Annotated in this window: 16 protein-coding genes and 1 tRNA gene; 2 read left to right on the top strand and 15 right to left on the bottom strand. The window is 72.2% G+C overall.

Annotation, left to right across the window (positions count from 1 at the left end; translation table 11 throughout):
• Positions 1-69: 69 nt before the first annotated feature.
• A tRNA-Tyr gene (locus E4U91_RS20440) sits at positions 70-151 on the bottom strand.
• Positions 152-404: 253 nt separating this feature from the next.
• Between E4U91_RS20440 and E4U91_RS20435 the strand changes: the two genes are divergently transcribed.
• Entirely contained in the window at positions 405-893 is a 489-nt protein-coding gene (locus E4U91_RS20435) for a YajQ family cyclic di-GMP-binding protein (protein ID WP_137308197.1), read from the top strand.
• A gap of 91 nt (positions 894-984) precedes the next feature.
• Here the strand turns inward: E4U91_RS20435 and E4U91_RS20430 are convergent, their stop codons facing one another.
• The gene (locus tag E4U91_RS20430; RefSeq protein ID WP_067240408.1) at positions 985-1,251 is read right to left on the bottom strand and encodes a GlsB/YeaQ/YmgE family stress response membrane protein; all 267 of its coding nucleotides are present in this window, start codon (positions 1,249-1,251) and stop codon (positions 985-987) included.
• A gap of 154 nt (positions 1,252-1,405) precedes the next feature.
• Here E4U91_RS20430 and E4U91_RS20425 point away from each other — a divergent pair, with 154 nt between their 5' ends.
• Positions 1,406-2,656 carry an APC family permease gene (locus E4U91_RS20425; RefSeq protein WP_137308196.1) on the top strand — a complete coding sequence of 417 codons (1,251 nt, stop codon included), beginning with the start codon at positions 1,406-1,408 and terminating at the stop codon, positions 2,654-2,656.
• A 155-nt stretch (positions 2,657-2,811) separates the two neighbouring features.
• Here E4U91_RS20425 and E4U91_RS20420 read toward each other — a convergent pair whose 3' ends face one another.
• The 13 genes from E4U91_RS20420 to E4U91_RS20360 form a co-directional block, all read right to left on the bottom strand.
• On the bottom strand, positions 2,812-3,408 hold the full coding sequence (locus E4U91_RS20420) for an SMI1/KNR4 family protein (RefSeq protein WP_137308195.1): 597 nt from the start codon (positions 3,406-3,408) through the stop codon (positions 2,812-2,814).
• Positions 3,409-3,658: 250 nt separating this feature from the next.
• A complete protein-coding gene (locus tag E4U91_RS20415; protein ID WP_137308194.1) occupies positions 3,659-4,051 on the bottom strand; it encodes a YccF domain-containing protein in 393 nt (130 codons plus the stop codon).
• On the bottom strand, positions 4,048-4,908 hold the full coding sequence (gene htpX, locus E4U91_RS20410) for a zinc metalloprotease HtpX (protein ID WP_137308193.1): 861 nt from the start codon (positions 4,906-4,908) through the stop codon (positions 4,048-4,050). Before htpX ends, E4U91_RS20415 begins: the two co-directional genes overlap by 4 nt.
• A gap of 198 nt (positions 4,909-5,106) precedes the next feature.
• Complete coding sequence (locus E4U91_RS20405) at positions 5,107-6,630, bottom strand: NADH-quinone oxidoreductase subunit N (protein ID WP_137308192.1); 1,524 nt, start codon at positions 6,628-6,630, stop codon at positions 5,107-5,109.
• The gene (locus E4U91_RS20400; protein ID WP_137308191.1) at positions 6,627-8,201 is read right to left on the bottom strand and encodes a complex I subunit 4 family protein; all 1,575 of its coding nucleotides are present in this window, start codon (positions 8,199-8,201) and stop codon (positions 6,627-6,629) included. Before E4U91_RS20400 ends, E4U91_RS20405 begins: the two co-directional genes overlap by 4 nt.
• A gap of 6 nt (positions 8,202-8,207) precedes the next feature.
• Positions 8,208-10,202, bottom strand: coding sequence for an NADH-quinone oxidoreductase subunit 5 family protein (locus E4U91_RS20395; RefSeq protein ID WP_137308190.1), 1,995 nt, complete (start codon positions 10,200-10,202; stop codon positions 8,208-8,210).
• Positions 10,199-10,576, bottom strand: coding sequence for an NADH-quinone oxidoreductase subunit NuoK (gene nuoK, locus E4U91_RS20390; RefSeq protein WP_067240444.1), 378 nt, complete (start codon positions 10,574-10,576; stop codon positions 10,199-10,201). The genes E4U91_RS20395 and nuoK overlap by 4 nt, the downstream gene beginning before the upstream one ends.
• The gene (locus tag E4U91_RS20385) at positions 10,576-11,283 is read right to left on the bottom strand and encodes an NADH-quinone oxidoreductase subunit J family protein (RefSeq protein WP_137308189.1); all 708 of its coding nucleotides are present in this window, start codon (positions 11,281-11,283) and stop codon (positions 10,576-10,578) included. Before E4U91_RS20385 ends, nuoK begins: the two co-directional genes overlap by 1 nt.
• Positions 11,280-12,104, bottom strand: coding sequence for a NuoI/complex I 23 kDa subunit family protein (locus tag E4U91_RS20380; RefSeq protein WP_137308188.1), 825 nt, complete (start codon positions 12,102-12,104; stop codon positions 11,280-11,282). The genes E4U91_RS20385 and E4U91_RS20380 overlap by 4 nt, the downstream gene beginning before the upstream one ends.
• Entirely contained in the window at positions 12,105-13,073 is a 969-nt protein-coding gene (locus E4U91_RS20375; protein WP_067240449.1) for a complex I subunit 1/NuoH family protein, read from the bottom strand.
• Positions 13,070-14,476 (bottom strand): NADH-quinone oxidoreductase subunit C, encoded by a 1,407-nt coding sequence (locus tag E4U91_RS20370; protein WP_137308187.1) that lies wholly within the window; start codon positions 14,474-14,476, stop codon positions 13,070-13,072. Before E4U91_RS20370 ends, E4U91_RS20375 begins: the two co-directional genes overlap by 4 nt.
• A complete protein-coding gene (locus E4U91_RS20365) occupies positions 14,473-15,138 on the bottom strand; it encodes an NADH-quinone oxidoreductase subunit B (RefSeq protein WP_422070907.1) in 666 nt (221 codons plus the stop codon). Before E4U91_RS20365 ends, E4U91_RS20370 begins: the two co-directional genes overlap by 4 nt.
• Positions 15,129-15,521, bottom strand: coding sequence for an NADH-quinone oxidoreductase subunit A (locus E4U91_RS20360; protein WP_079084420.1), 393 nt, complete (start codon positions 15,519-15,521; stop codon positions 15,129-15,131). Before E4U91_RS20360 ends, E4U91_RS20365 begins: the two co-directional genes overlap by 10 nt.
• Between the last annotated feature and the right edge of the window lie 26 nt (positions 15,522-15,547).

Below are 15,547 nucleotides of genomic sequence, written 5' to 3'. Positions count from 1 at the left end.
GGTCCCCCTTACACACCGAAAGGCCCCCGCCTCCGCGTTTCCGCAGAAGGCAGGGGCCTCTCGTCCGTGTGGCGGCGCCAGGATTCGAACCTGGGAAGGCTGAGCCGGCAGATTTACAGTCTGCTCCCTTTGGCCGCTCGGGCACACCGCCGGGTTTGCTGCCCCTCGCACTGCTTTTCGGCGGTGCTCCGTGGCAACGACGTAAACAATACCCGATCCCGGGGGGTGCTCCGCCACCCGATTGATCACCACCCGGCCCCGGCGAGGTGGCTAGGCTTGTGCGGATGCGGCCCGGGCCCCGACCCGGTCGGCCGGTCGTCCTCGCGGACGCCGACGCGCACCCGTTGACATCGATACGCACTGATACGCACCGATACGCACCCCGATACAAGGAGCCACAGGACATGGCCGACTCCAGTTTCGACATCGTCTCGAAGGTCGAGCGGCAGGAGGTCGACAACGCCCTCAACCAGGCCGCCAAGGAGATCTCCCAGCGCTACGACTTCAAGGGCGTGGGCGCCTCGATCTCGTGGTCCGGCGACAAGATCCTCATGGAGGCGAACTCCGAGGACCGGGTGAAGGCCGTCCTCGACGTCTTCCAGTCGAAGCTCATCAAGCGCGGGATCTCGCTGAAGGCCCTGGACGCGGGCGAGCCGCAACTGTCCGGCAAGGAGTACAAGCTCTTCGCGTCGATCGAGGAGGGCATCTCCCAGGACAACGCCAAGAAGGTCGCGAAGATCATCCGTGACGAGGGCCCCAAGGGCGTCAAGGCCCAGGTCCAGGGCGACGAACTGCGCGTCAGCTCCAAGAGCCGCGACGACCTCCAGACCGTCATCGCCCTGCTCAAGGGCAAGGATTTCGACTTCGCGCTGCAGTTCGTGAACTACCGCTAGGCGTGGGTGTGCAGGGGTGGGCACCACGTGGTGCCCACCCTTTCCGTTGCCTGACGTGCCCTTCCGTCCCCGGCCCGGTGCCGGCGCGTGTTCAGTCGCGGGAGTTGCCGAACACGATCCGGTAGAGGATCAGCAGGACCAGGGAGCCGCCTATCGCGGACGCCCAGGTCGCCGCGTCGAAGAAGTCCTTGCTGACGGGGTGGTCCAGCCAGCGGGCCGAGATCCAGCCGCCGACGAAGGCGCCCGCGACCCCGATCAGGGTCGTGCCCACGAGACCGCCCGGGTCGCGGCCCGGGAGCAGGATCTTGGCGATGACGCCGGCCAACAGTCCGAGGATGATCCAGGCGAGGATGCTCATGCCCGGGAACCTGCCCTTCTGTCCTGTGCACACACTGTCCCGGGACTGTGGTTCCGGTCCGTGGCGGCGCTGTTCGTCTGCCTGTTCGTACCTTGTTCCGTGGACGACGCCCTGACGCGGTCCGGTGGTTCCCCTGGTCAGTAGGGTGCGGCGCATGACACCGTCCGGTTCCACCGCGGAACTCCGGCGCACCCTGGGGCTCGGCGACGCCGTCGTCATCGGGCTCGGCTCGATGGTCGGCGCCGGCATCTTCGCGGCGCTCGGGCCCGCCGCCCACACCGCGGGCTCCGGGCTGCTGCTCGGCCTCGCCGTAGCCGCCGTGGTGGCCTACTGCAACGCCGTCGCGTCGGCCCGCCTCGCCGCCGTGTATCCGGCGTCCGGTGGCACGTACGTCTACGGCCGTGAGCGGCTCGGCCCGTTCTGGGGCTACCTCGCCGGCTGGTCGTTCGTCGTCGGCAAGACGGCCTCGTGCGCGGCGATGGCGCTGACGGTCGGCGCGTACGTCTGGCCCGGGCAGGCACACGCCGTGGCGGTCGCGGCCGTGGTGGCGCTGACGGCCGTGAACTACGGCGGCATCCAGAAGTCGGCCTGGCTGACCCGGGTCGTCGTCGCGGTCGTCCTGGCGGTGCTGGCCAGTGTCGTGGTCGTGTGTCTGGGGTCGGACTCCTTCGCTGCGGAACGGTTGGACATCGGGGCCTCCTGGGGCGCCGGCGGGGTGCTGGAGGCGGCGGGCCTGCTCTTCTTCGCCTTCGCCGGGTACGCGCGCATCGCGACCCTCGGCGAGGAGGTGCGGGACCCGGCGCGCACCATCCCCCGCGCGATCCGGCTGGCTCTCGGTGTCGCGCTGGTCGTGTACGCGTGTGTGGCGGTTGCCGTCCTTTCCGTGCTGGGTGCGGGTGCTCTCGGGCGCTCCGGCGCGCCGTTGGCGGACGCGGTGCGCGCGGCCGGGGTGCCGGGGCTGGTGCCGGTGGTACGGGTCGGGGCGGCGGTGGGGGCGCTGGGTTCGTTGCTCGCCCTGATCCTGGGTGTCTCCCGGACCACGCTGGCCATGGCGCGGGACCGGCACCTGCCCGGCGCGCTGGCCGCCGTGCACCCGCGCTTCCACGTGCCGCACCGGGCCGAGCTGGCCGTGGGCGCGGTGGTCGCCGTCCTCGCCGCCACGGTGGACGTGCGGGGCGCGATCGGCTTCTCCTCCTTCGGTGTGCTGACGTACTACGCGGTGGCCAACGCCTCCGCCTGGACCCTGGACGCGAGGGTCGGGGCGCGGGTGCTGCCGGCGCTGGGACTGGCCGGGTGCGCGGTCCTGGCCTTCTCGCTGCCGGGGACGTCGGTGGCCGTGGGTGCGGGGGTGATCGCGGTGGGCGTGGTCGCGTACGGGGTGCGGCGGCGGTTCGCCGGGCGTTAGTCAGGGGCGGGGCCCTGCGCGGTGGTTGACCGGGCGTCGGCAGACGCCGGCGTCGGCGGGGTATGCGGTGACGGGTGGATGGGCGCTGACCGATCGGGGGGGCGCTGGCGGATCGGTGGGCACTGACGGGTCGGGCGTCAGCCGAGCGGGCTGCGTCAGCCGGCCGTCCGTCGGGCCGCCGGGCTGGGTGTCCCGGCAGCGGTGCCCGTGCGTATGCGGAACTCCTCCCACGGCGCCATTTCCATGTCCTCGTCCGTGGCGTCGTACCAGCCCGTGCCGTCGACCCAGGCGCGCAGCCAGTCCGTGAGGCGGGGAGCGTCCACGAACCAGGCGTGGTCGGCGTCTCCGGGGTTGGGTTCGAAGAGGAGGACCCGGGCGTGCGGGGAGAGGCAGTCGACGCAGGCGTACATCGCGCAGCCCCAGTGGGATATCGGCAGGACGCCTTCGGGCCAGGGCCAGTCGGGGTCGTCCTGACCCTGCTCGCGGTAGGTGAGGTACTGGGCGACGGCAGCGGGCTCGCCGGCCGGTGGGCTGTCGAGCAGGGGCAGCAGGCCGTACTCGGGCCCGAACCCGCCGTCTCCTATGCGCAGGTAGAGGTCGGCGAGCAGCGGCGGCAGCGAGAAGCCGAGGGCGGCCTCGGCGCGGGTCAGGGTGTCCGCGTCGACGGGCGCGGGCAGGGTGGGCCAGCCCCAGGGGCGGGTGGTGCGGGCCTTGGCCGCCACCCGTGCCAGCAACTGCTCGTTCTCGGTCATGCGTTCATGATGCGGGCCGCCACTGACAGCCGTGCGGGCCTGTGGACAAGTCGGTGGCTGTGGACAACTGGCTGTGGCCTGGGACCGGTCGACGCCAGTCTGCAGCCCCGCGGAACCGCGGGACTGCGGGACTGCGGGACTGCGGGACTGCGGGACTGCGGGACTGCGGGACTGCGGCGCTATGGCCTGCAGGGAGCGGCCGGGCATCAGCGGGCCGCGGTCGACGGAGCGGTCCGTCGGTGAGGGCGGCTCAGCGTGCGGCGAACGGCTCGTCCGTCGGCACGATCTCGCGACCGAGCGGGAACAGCGAGACCGGGATCAGCTTGAAGTTGGCCACGCCGAACGGGATGCCGATGATCGTGATGCACAGCAGCAGCCCGGTGACGATGTGGCCGAGCGCCAGCCACCAGCCCGCGAGGACGAGCCAGAGCACGTTGCCGACGCAGGACGGGGCGCCCGCGTCGCGCCGCTCGACCGTGGTGTAGCCGAACGGCCAGAGGGCGTAGACACCGATGCGGAACGCCGCGACGCCGAACGGGATGCCGATGATGGTGATGCAGAGGATCAGGCCCGCCGCCAGGTAGGCGAGGAACAGCCAGAAGCCGCTCAGGACGAGCCATATGACGTTCAGGATGGTTCTCACGGGTGACCTGCCATCTTCTCGAGGCGGGCGATGCGCTCCCCCATCGGAGGGTGCGTCGAGAACATCTTCGACAGCCCCTGCCCCGGGCGGAACGGATTGGCGATCATCATGTGGCTGGCGGTCTCGATGCGGGGCTCCGGGGGCAGCGGGAGCTGCTTGGTGCCCACCTCGAGCTTGCGCAGGGCCCCGGCGAGCGCCAGCGGGTCGCCGGTGAGCCGGGCGCCGGACGCGTCCGCCTCGTACTCCCGGGAGCGGCTGATGGCGAGCTGGATGAGGCTCGCCGCCAGCGGTCCCAGAATCATGATCAGGAGCATGCCGAGGAGGCCAGGGCCGTCGTCGTCGTCCGAGCGGCCGATGGGGATCAGCCAGGCGAAGTTCACCAGGAACATGATCACCGAGGCCAGGGCGCCGGCGACGGACGAAATGAGGATGTCGCGGTTGTAGACGTGGCTGAGCTCGTGGCCGATCACCCCGCGCAGCTCGCGCTCGTCGAGGATGCGCAGGATGCCCTCCGTGCAGCACACCGCGGCGTTGCGCGGGTTGCGGCCGGTCGCGAAGGCGTTGGGCGCCTCGGTCGGCGAGATGTACAGGCGGGGCATCGGCTGACGGGCCTGGGTGGAGAGCTCACGCACCATGCGGTACAGCCCCGGTGCCTCGAACTCGCTCACCGGGCGGGCGCGCATGGCGCGCAGGGCCATCTTGTCGCTGTTCCAGTACGCGTACGCGTTGGTGCCGAGCGCGACGAGGACCGCGACGATCAGTCCCGTACGGCCGAAGAAGCCGCCGATGACGATGATGAGCGCCGACAGTCCCCCGAGGAGAACTGCGGTCCTGAGCCCGTTGTGCCGGCGGTGCACGGTACGCCCTCCAAGTCGTGCGGCAGGAGAACCCTTTGCTGGTCGATCTGCGGTCCTGTCTGGTGTCACGTCCAGTGGACCCTCCCGTCATGGTCAACGCCAGGCGGAAGTCACGAGTTCCCTTGTACCCGGGCGGGCAGGGGTGAGCCGTCCGGGTGACGGCCCCCCGCAGCGCCGGCCGTGCGTGACGGCCGGCGCTCAGAACAGCGTCGTGTCGGCGAAGCGCAGGACCAGCTGGGGCGCCCCGGACAGCGCGATGCCGACGACCGCGGTCAGCGTGATCGCGGCGGTGAGCGGCGCGGGCACGCGGTGCTTCGCCGGCTCGCCCTCGGGGGCGCGGAACAGCAGGGCCGTCCACTGGAGGTAGTAGAACAGCGCGATCACGACGTTGGCGGCCATGACGACGGCGAGCCAGCCCAGGCCCGCGTCGACGGCGGCGGAGAACACGGTGACCTTCGCGAACAGGCCGATGATGCCCGGCGGGAGTCCGGCCAGGCACAGCAGGAAGAAGGCGAGGAGCAGCGCCGTGACGGGGTGGGACGCGTACAGGCCGCGATAGTCGGCGACGCGGTTCTCGCGGGCGGTGCGGCCGACCAGCGCGGCCACCGCGAAGGCGCCGAGGTTCACGGCGGCGTACATGAGGGCGTACGCGAGCGTGGAGCCGACGGCGTGCTCGGCGTCGTCGGAGTAGGCGGCCGCGGCGATCGGCACCAGGAGGTAGCCGGCCTGGCCCACGGAGGACCAGGCGAGCAGACGTACGGCGCTGTACGCGCGCGTGGTGCGCTGGCGCAGCGCGCCGACGTTGCCGACGGTCATGGTGAGCGCGGCCAGGGCGGCGAGGGCGGGGCCCCAGACGTCGGCGTACGACGGGAAGGCGACGACGGTGACGAGGATGAGGCCGGAGAAGCCGACCGCCTTGCCGACCACGGAGAGGTAGGCGGCGATCGGCAGGGGGGCGCCGACGTAGGTGTCGGGGACCCAGAAGTGGAACGGCACGGCGGCCGTCTTGAAGGCGAAGCCGACGAGGGTGAGGACGACGCCGGTCTGCGCGAGGGTGTGCAGCTGCCCGTCGACGTGCTGGATGCGGTCGGCGACCTGGGTCAGGTGGAGGGTGCCGGTCGTCGCGTAGACGAAGCTGATGCCCAGCAGACTGACGGCGGTCGCGGTGACGGACGACAGGAAGAACTTCAGGGCCGCCTCGGAGGACCTGCGGTCGCCGTGGCGCAACCCGACGAGGGCGAAGGCGGGCAGGGAGGCGACCTCCAGGGCGACGATCAGGGTGGCGAGGTCGCGGGAGGCGGGCAGGAGGGCGGCTCCCGCGGCGGAGGACAGCAGCAGGAACCAGAACTCGCCCTCGGGGAGCTCCTTGCGCGCGTCCTTCAGCGCGGTGACCGACAGCAGGGCGGCGAGCAGGGCTCCGCCGAGGACCAGGAACTGGATGACCAGGGTGAAGCGGTCGACGGTGTAGCTGCACGCGTCGCGCGTGCCGGTCACGCAGAAGGTGGACCGGTCGCCGTCGAGCAGGGGCAGCAGCAGGGCCGCGGAGGCGGCCAGGCCGGCCACCGACAGCCAGCCGAGGAGCTGCTTCCTCGCGTCGGGCAAGAACAGGTCGGCGACGAGGACGGCGAGGGCGACGACCGCCGCGAGCGTGGGCGGGGCGATCGCGAGCCAGTCGACCGACTGGACGAGGGTGCCGGCCAGCGGCTGGGCCAGGGAGCTCATCGGGTGCCTCCTGCGAGGAGCTGCTGCACGGCCGGGTCGGTCAGGCCGAGCAGGGTCCTGGGCCACAGTCCGGCGACGACGGTGAGGGCGACGAGCGGGGTCCAGGCGGCGAACTCGTAGGAGCGCACGTCGGTGAGGGCGGGCGCGTCCCGCGGTACGGCGCCCATGCAGACGCGGCGGACGACCACCAGCAGGTACGCGGCCGTCAGCAGCGTGCCGAGGGCGCCGATCGCGGTGAAGGTGAGGAACGCGGGCCGGCTGAGGTCGGCGGCGGGGCGGAACGCGCCGAACAGGGCCAGCATCTCGCCCCAGAACCCGGCGAGGCCGGGCAGTCCGAGGGAGGCGACGGCGCCGAAGGCGAGCAGGCCGCCCAGGCGGGGCGCCTTGCCGTACAGCGCGGCGCCCGTCCCCTCGGCGAGGCTGTCGAGGTCGGTGGTGCCGGTGCGGTCCTTCAGGGCGCCGACCAGGAAGAACAGCAGGCCGGTGATGAGGCCGTGGGCGATGTTGGCGAACAGGGCGCCGTTCACACCGGTCGGGGTCATGGTGGCGATGCCGAGGAGGACGAAGCCCATGTGGCCCACGGAGGAGTAGGCGATCAGTCGTTTGAGGTCGCCCTTGGCGCCCTGCTTGGCGAGGGCCAGGCAGGCCAGCGATCCGTAGATGATGCCGACGACGGCGAACGCGGCGAGGTACGGCGCGAAGGTGCGGAAGCCGTCGGGTGCGATCGGCAGCAGGATCCGGACGAACCCGTACGTGCCCATCTTCAGCAAAACGCCCGCCAGCAGTACCGAGCCCACGGTCGGCGCGGCGGTGTGGGCGTCGGGCAGCCAGCTGTGCAGCGGCCACATCGGGGTCTTCACGGCGAGGCCGATGCCGATCGCCAGAACGGCGATGACCTGCACGGACGTGGACAGCGACCGGCCGTTGTCAGTGGCGAGTGCCACCATGTCGAACGTGCCCGCCCTCAGACCGATGAGGAGCAGGCCGAGCAGCATGACCACCGAGCCGAGCAGCGTGTACAGGATGAACTTCCAGGCGGCCGCGGTCCGGCCCTCGCCGCCCCAGCGGGCGATGAGGAAGTACATCGGGATCAGGACCATCTCGAAGGCGAGGAAGAACAGCAGCAGGTCCAGGACGGCGAAGGTCGCGAGGGTGCCGGACTCCAGGACGAGCACCAGGGCCACGAAGCCCTTCGCGCTGGGACCCGCGGGCATCTTGAAGTAGCTGTAGAGCGCGCTCAGGAAGGTCAGCAGCGCCGTGAGGACCACGAGGGGGAGGGAGATGCCGTCGATGCCGAGGTGGATGCGCACGTCGAGTGCGGGGATCCAGCTGATGTCCGTGCTCGCCTGGATCCTCGACGGATGGTCGTGGTCGAAGCCGAGCGCGAGGACGATCGCGGCGACGAGGACCGCGCCGGTGACGGTCACGCCGTGCCGCAGCACGGCCTGCTCGGGCGACTTCCCCTTCAGCCCGGGCGGGGCCGGCAGGAGGGCGGCGGCCGCGCCGAGGAGCGGCCCGACCACGACGAACGCCAGGAGGAACTGCATCACGGACTCGTTGATATCGATCACGCCTGCTCACGCTCCCGTGGCGACGAGGACGGCGGCGACTGCGAGGACGACGGTGCCGGCGAGCAGCGCGCTCACATAGGTCTGCACGTTGCCGGTCTGGGCGCGCCGTACGGCGGCGCCCAACCAGCGGGGTAGGACGCCCGCACCGCGTACGTAGGTCTCGACGACCTCGCGGTCCAGGAACCGCACCAGCGAGGCACCGGCCAGCACCGGCCGCACGAAGAGCGCCGTGTAGACGGCGTCCAGGTGGAAGCCGACGGCCGCGTGCCGGTGCAGCGGGCCGAGCAGCAGCCGTCCGGGGTCGGCGGGGTCGGGCGCCGAGGCCACGTCGCCGTACGCGGGCGCGTGGGTGGCGATCGCCTCGGCCTCGACCTGGCCGGCGTCGCCCCCGGGGTGGGCGGCGACCGCTCCGAGCGGCACGCGTGCAGCGAGCCCGGTGAGGTGCCGCCAGGCCGCGTAGGTGACGAGGCCGCCGATCAGGGCGACCCCGGTGCCGAGCACGGACGTGGTCAGGGTCGGGGCGAGGTCGTTGCCGTCGAACCAGTCGGGGAGCGTGCGGTAGGCGAGGCCGCCCAGGGCGAGGGACGGCACGGCGAGCACCCACAGCACGACGGTCATCGTCAGCGGCTGGCGGCCGTGGTCGGGGGCCTGCGCCCCGTGGCCGCGGAACGCCAGCAGCCACAGGCGTGTCGCGTAGGCGGCGGTCAGGAAGGCGGTGAGGAGACCGGCGACGAGGACGATCCAGCCCGTCGCGGCGGGCACGTGCCCGGTGGGACCGGCCGTGACGTGCTCGGCGGCGCCGAGGACGGACTCCTTGGAGAAGAAGCCGCTGAACGGCGGGATCGCAGCGAGCGCCAGGAGCGCCACGGTCATCGTCCAGTAGGCGTCCGGGACGCGGTCCCGCAGGCCGCTCATGCGGGACATGGCGGCGAGCGAGTTGGTGCCGGCGGCGTGGATGACCATGCCGGCCGCGAGGAACAGCAGCGCCTTGAAGGCGCCGTGGGACAGGAGGTGGAAGACGGCGGCGCCGCGGTCGCCGACGGCGAGGGCACCGGTCATGTAGCCGAGCTGGCCGATCGTCGAGTACGCGAGGACGCGCTTGATGTCGTCCTGGGCCAGCGCGGCGAGCCCGGACCCGGTCATCGTGATAGCGGCCATGACGGCCATGACGACCATCGCGGCGGCGGACGCCTCGAACACGGGGAGGAGCCGGGCGATGAAGTAGACACCGGCGGCGACCATCGTGGCGGCGTGGATGAGCGCGGAGACGGGAGTGGGGCCCGCCATCGCGTCGGGGAGCCAGGTGTGCAGCGGGAACTGCGCCGACTTGCCCGCCACACCGGCCAGGAGCAGCAGTGCGATCACCGTCGGGTGGTCGAGACCGCCGTGCGCGACGGTGTCGAGGACCCGGGTGATGCGGAACGACCCGGCGTCGGTGGCGAGGGCGAACAGGCCGATCAGGAAGGGAACGTCGCCGAGCTTGGTGACCAGGAAGGCCTTGAGGGAGGCGGCGCGCGCCTCGGGGGTCTCCCAGTAGTGGCCGACCAGGAAGTACGAGCAGATGCCCATGACCTCCCAGCCGACCAGCAGCACGATCAGGTCGCCGGAGTAGACGACGAGCAGCATCGCGGAGGTGAACAGCGACACGAGGGCGGCGTACGACGGGTAACGGGGGTCGTCGCGCAGGTAGCCCGTGGAGTAGATCTGCACGCAGGAGGCGACCAGGCCGACGAGGACGGCGACCAGGGCGGCGAAGCCGTCGATGTGCAGGGCGAGGTACACCGGGACGGAGCCGGTGGGGGTGAGTTCGGTGGCCGCGTCGATGGCGGCGTCCCCGCCCTGGCGCACGGCGACCAGCACGGCCAGGACGAAGGCGGTGAGCGTCGGCAGGACGGCGAGCGGGCGCACGAAGCCGGGTGCGGTGCGGCCCAGCAGCAGGCCGGCGACGGCACCGAGGAACGGCAGGAGGGGGACGAGGACGGCGAGGGTGGTCGTGGTCACGCGGTGGCCTCAGCCTTCTCCGCCGCGGGGGCGTCGCCGTCGGTGCCGCTCCCGTGCCCTTCGGCGGTGTCGCGGAGCTTGTCGATGTCCGAGGTGCCGCGGTTGCGGTACACGGCGAGGACGATCGCCAGGCCGATGCCGATCTCGGCGGCGGCGATGGCGATGGTGAACAGGGTCAGGGCCTGACCGGAGTGCAGAGTCTCCTCGGCGGTACGGCTGAGCCAGACGTCGAAGGCGACCAGGTTGAGGTTGACGGCGTTGAGCATCAGCTCGACCGACATCAGGACCAGGATCGCGTTGCGGCGGGCGAGGACGCCGTACACGCCGGTGCAGAAGAGGAGGGCGGACAGGACGGCGGGATAGGCGAGGTGCATCAGCGGGCGCCTTCCTGCTCGGTGGGGCGGTGTCCCCCGGACGGGTGATTCCGGGATTCCGGGACGGCAGGGGAACCGCCGGACGAGTCCCGGGAGTTCACAGGGGGAGAGCTCTTCTCCGCCCTGGCCTTGCGGGACAGGACGATCGCGCCGACCAGGGCCGCGAGGAGGAGGACGGAGAGGGCCTCGAAGGGCAGGACCCAGTGCTGGAAGAGGCTCGCTCCGGTGACCGCCGTGGAGCCGGCGGCCGGACCGTCCAGGTCGATCCAGGTGGTGCGGAAGGCGTCGACGACCACCCAGATCAGCGCGGCCGCCGCGGCGACGGCGACCGTGAGGGCAGCCCAGCGGTTGGCGGAGTCGGCGTCCGGGGAGCGGCCGATGGGGGCCCTGGTGAGCATCAGACCGAAAAGGAGGAGGACGACGACGGAGCCCACGTAGATGAGGACCTGCACCCAGGCGATGAACTCGGCGGTGAGCAGGAGGTACTCGACGGCGAGCCCACCGAGTGCGACCACCAGCCAGAGGGCGGCGTGCACCAGCTGCCGGGTGGTGACGGTGACGAGGGCGGCGCCGAAGGTGAGCAGGCCGACGAGGAGGAAGGCGATCTCCACGCCGGTCGGCGAGAGGAAGCCGTGTGCGGCGGCGGCCAGGGGCACACCGCTCGGACCGGGGTGGGCCGTCACGGCCGTGGCGAAGGCGTGGGTCATTCCTGCCCCTCCTGCTTCGGCTGGGGCTCAGTGCCGGGCCGGGCGGAGGCGGACGGGTCCGGCTGCGACCGGTCGCCCGCGGCGGGCCGGTCCGAAGGCAGGCTCGTGGGCCGGCTGGACGGGCTGGATGGGCTGGACGGGCTGGACGGGCTGGACGGGCTGGACGGGCTGGACGGGCTGGACGGGCTGGACGGGCGAGGCTGGTCGGTCTGCTGCTGCGAGTCGCCCTGGGCTCGGGTGGGGCCCTCGGCGGCGCGAACCTGCTCGTCGGCGTGGGGTTCGGTGACCGGCGGGGTCTGCTGGGCCGCGAGCTTCTCGGCGCTCTTGCGGGCGGCGGCGATCTCCTTCGGTTCCTCGGCACCCGGGTCGAGGGCCGGCGGGGCCGGGACGGTCCACATCCACTCGCGCAGCTTGTCGCGCTCGTGGGTGAGGTCGCGGATGTCGGTCTCGGCGTACTCGAACTCCGGGGACCAGAACAGGGCGTCGAAAGGACAGACCTCGATGCAGATACCGCAGTACATGCACAGGGAGAAGTCGATGGCGAAGCGGTCGAGGACGTTGCGGCTGCGCTCGCGGCCACCGGGGGTCGCCGCCGGGACCGTCTCCTTGTGGGAGTCGATGTAGATGCACCAGTCGGGGCACTCACGGGCGCACAGCATGCAGACCGTGCAGTTCTCCTCGAACAGGCCGATCACCCCGCGGGTGCGGGGCGCGAGGTCGGGCTGGGCGTCCGGGTACTGCTCGGTGACCGTCTTCCTGGTCATCGTGCGGAGGGTGACGGCCAGGCCCTTGGCGAGGCCGGAGCCAGGGATGGGGGCCATTTAGGAGATCACCACCTTGACGATGCCGGTGAGGGCGATCTGAGCGAGGGAGAGGGGGACGAGGAGGGTCCAGGAGAACTTCTGGAGCTGGTCCTCGCGCAGGCGGGGGTAGGTGACGCGCAGCCAGATCACGACGAAGGCGAGGATCGCGGTCTTCAGCAGGGTCCAGACCCAGCCGAGGCCGTCGGCACCCCAGGGGCCGTGCCAGCCGCCCAGGAAGAGGACGGTGGTCAGGCCGCACAGGACGACGATCCCGGCGTACTCGGCGAGGAGGAACAGAGCGAAGCGCAGGCCCGTGTACTCGGTGTAGGCGCCGAAGATGATCTCCGAGTCGGCGACGGGCATGTCGAACGGCGGCCGCTGGAGCTCGGCGAGGCCGGCGATGAAGAAGACGAGGGCACCGGTGATCTGCCACGGCAGCCACCACCACTCGAAGGCGTCGACGATGCCGGGCAAGGAGACCGTGCCGGCGGCCATCGCCACGGAGGCGGCGGCGAGCAGCATCGGGAGTTCGTAGGACAGGAGCTGAGCGGCGGTGCGCAGGCCGCCGAGGAGGGAGAACTTGTTGGCGGAGGCCCAGCCAGCCATCAGTGAGCCGAGGACGCCCACGCCCATCACGGCCAGGACGAAGAACACACCCGCGTCCAGCACCTGGCCGACGGCGCCCTCGCCGGGGCCGATGGGGATGGCGAGCAGCACGAGCAGGTACGGCAACAGCGCCACGGCGGGGGCCAGCTGGAAGATGCGGCGGTCCGCACCCGCCGGAACGACGTCCTCCTTCTGCGCGAACTTCACGCCGTCGGCGATGAGCTGGGCCCAGCCGTGGAAGCCGCCGGCGTACATCGGGCCGAGGCGGCCCTGCATGTGGGCCATCACCTTGTGCTCGGTCTGACCGACGATCAGGGGGAAGGTGAGGAAGACGACGAAGACGATCAGGAGTCGCAGGGCGACGTCGAGAGCGTCGTTCACTGCGGGCCTCCTGGGGGGTCCTCGGGGGTCTGGGGAGCGCGGGGGGCTTTGCGGGCCGGGGAAGGGTCGGGCGCGTGGGGGGTGCCGGGCGCGTCTTCCCGTTCGGGGGCTTCGCTCGCCGGGGGTTCGGGGGCGGGCGTCATCTCCGGTGCGGAGGTCGGCTCCGACGCTGCGTCGGGCTGAGCCTCAGGTCCGGGCTGGGCCTCAGGTCCGGGCTGGGCCTCAGGTCCGGGCTGAACCTCAGGTCCGGGCTGAACCTCAGGTCCGGGCTGAACCTCAGGTCCGGGCTGGGCCTCGGGTCCCGGTTGAGCTTCCGGTCCGGGCAGCCCTGCCGGTTGGGCCCCGGCCCCGGCCCCGGCCCCGGCCTCAGGCTCGGGCTCGTCGAAGGCCGGGCGGGCGTGGTGCCACGGGGCGTCGGCGCTGCGCGGGGGCGTCGCCGGGCGGGGCGGGGACGCGCCGGGGGTCGCCGGGCCGTCCTGGGCACGCTGGGAAGCGGAGCCCTGGGACGCGCTGCGGGCACGGCGAGGTCCGGACGGGGCGGTCGGAGGCGCCTCCGCGCCGGTGGCCTCGTCGGAGGGGGCGGGGGCAGCCTGGCTCGCCGAGCCCTGCGCCGCGGTGCGGCTGCGCCTCGGCGCGGGGGCAGGCGTCGTACCGGCACCCGTCCCTGCGCCCGCGCCCACGCCCGAACTCGTATCCGCGCCCGCGCCCGCGCTCGCGTCCGCCGCGGGCGTCGACTGGCTCGCTGAGCCCTCCGCTGTCGTGCGGGTGCGGCGGGGTGGGCGGTCCGTGGTGGGGCGGGGTGCGGTGCGGGTGGGGCGGGCGGGGGCCGGGGGGAGCTGGCCCTTCAGGGGGCCCCACTCGTTGGGGTCGGGGACGCCCGGGGGGAGCATCTGGCGGCGCTTGGGGCCGCCGTGGTCGGACTCGCCGGGTTCCTTGGCGCCGGGCCAGGCCTTGGCGACGCGGGCGGCGAGGACGAAGTCCTTGCGCAGGGGGTGGCCCTCGAAATTCTCCGGGAGGAGGAGGTGGTCGAGGCCAGGGTGGCCGGTGAAGTCGACGCCGAACATCTCGTGGGTCTCGCGCTCGTGCCAGGCGGCGCCGGAGTAGATCTCCACGGCGGACGGCAGGGCCGGCGTGGCGTGCGGGACGGTGGTGCGCAGCAGCAGGCGTCGCAGCGGAGTGAGAGAGGCGAGGTGGGCGCAGACGCGGAAGCCGACGCCGGGTTCGTCGACGGCGCTGAGCCAGTCGAAGTAGGTGCAGGTCAGCTCGGAGCGGGCGGTGCGCAGGGCGTCGAGCCAGGCGGTGGGCGGAACGTCGACGGTGAGGACGGCGTAGGACTCCTCGGCCGTGGCGTCGGGGCCGAAGAGCTCCTCGGCGGGGGCCGGCAGCCAGCCGACGGTGGTCATCGGGCCTCCCCCGCGCTGTTCCCGGGAGCGGGCGGCACGACCAGGTCGGACTGGAGGGCGGCGACGGAGGGGCGGGCGGGGGTGCCGTAGCGCTCGCCCAGGGACTCGCGCGCGATCTTCTCCTGGAGCTTGAGGATGCCCTGGAGCAGGGCCTCGGGGCGCGGCGGGCAGCCGGGGACGTAGACGTCGACCGGGATGATCTGGTCGACGCCCTTGGTCACGGCGTAGGAGTCCCAGTAGGGGCCGCCGCAGTTGCTGCACGCGCCGAAGGAGATGACGTACTTCGGCTCGGGCATCTGCTCGTACAGGCGTTTGACGGCGGGGGCCATCTTGTCGGTGACCGTGCCGGAGACGACCATCAGGTCGGCCTGGCGTGGGCCCGGCGCGAACGGGATCACGCCGAGGCGGATGAAGTCGTGGCGGGCCATGGACGCGGCGATGAACTCGATGGCGCAGCAGGCCAGGCCGAAGTTGAAGACCCAGAGCGAGTAGCGGCGGCCCCAGTTGAGGACCACCTTCATGGGCTCGGGGGCGAGGCGGGCGAGCGAGCCGAGCCGCTTCGGCTCCGGCAGCATCACCGGCTCGGGTGCGGGGTGCGGTCCCGGCGCGGTCTCCGGCCGGGTGGCGGCCGGGCGCGCGTCGGCGGACGGGTTCACGTCCATGCCAGGACACCCTTCTTGTATGCGTACAGCAGGCCCACGGTGAGGAAGCCCAGGAAGATGAACATCTCCACCAGCGTGGCCGCGCCGTAGCCGGGCGCGGCGAACACCGTCGCCCACGGGAAGAGGAAGATCGAGTCGACCGCGAAGATGACGTAGAGGAAGGCGTAGACGTAGTAGCGGACCTGGGTGTGGGCCCAGCCCTCGCCGACGGGGTCGACGCCGCACTCGTAGGTGAGGAGTTTCTCGGGGGTGGGCACCACCGGACGCAGCAGGCGTCCGGCGCCGAAGGCGACCGCGACGAACAGCACGCCCACGACGGCCAGCAGGCCGACGACCGAGTACGACTCGAAGTAGCCCGCCGCGACGACGGTCGGCTCCCGCAGCGTCTCCCGCAACGTCCGCCCCTCGC

Source organism: Streptomyces lasalocidi (genome assembly GCF_005280215.1).
GTDB lineage: Bacteria > Actinomycetota > Actinomycetes > Streptomycetales > Streptomycetaceae > Streptomyces > Streptomyces longwoodensis.
This window is presented reverse-complemented; position numbering and strand designations above follow the sequence as displayed.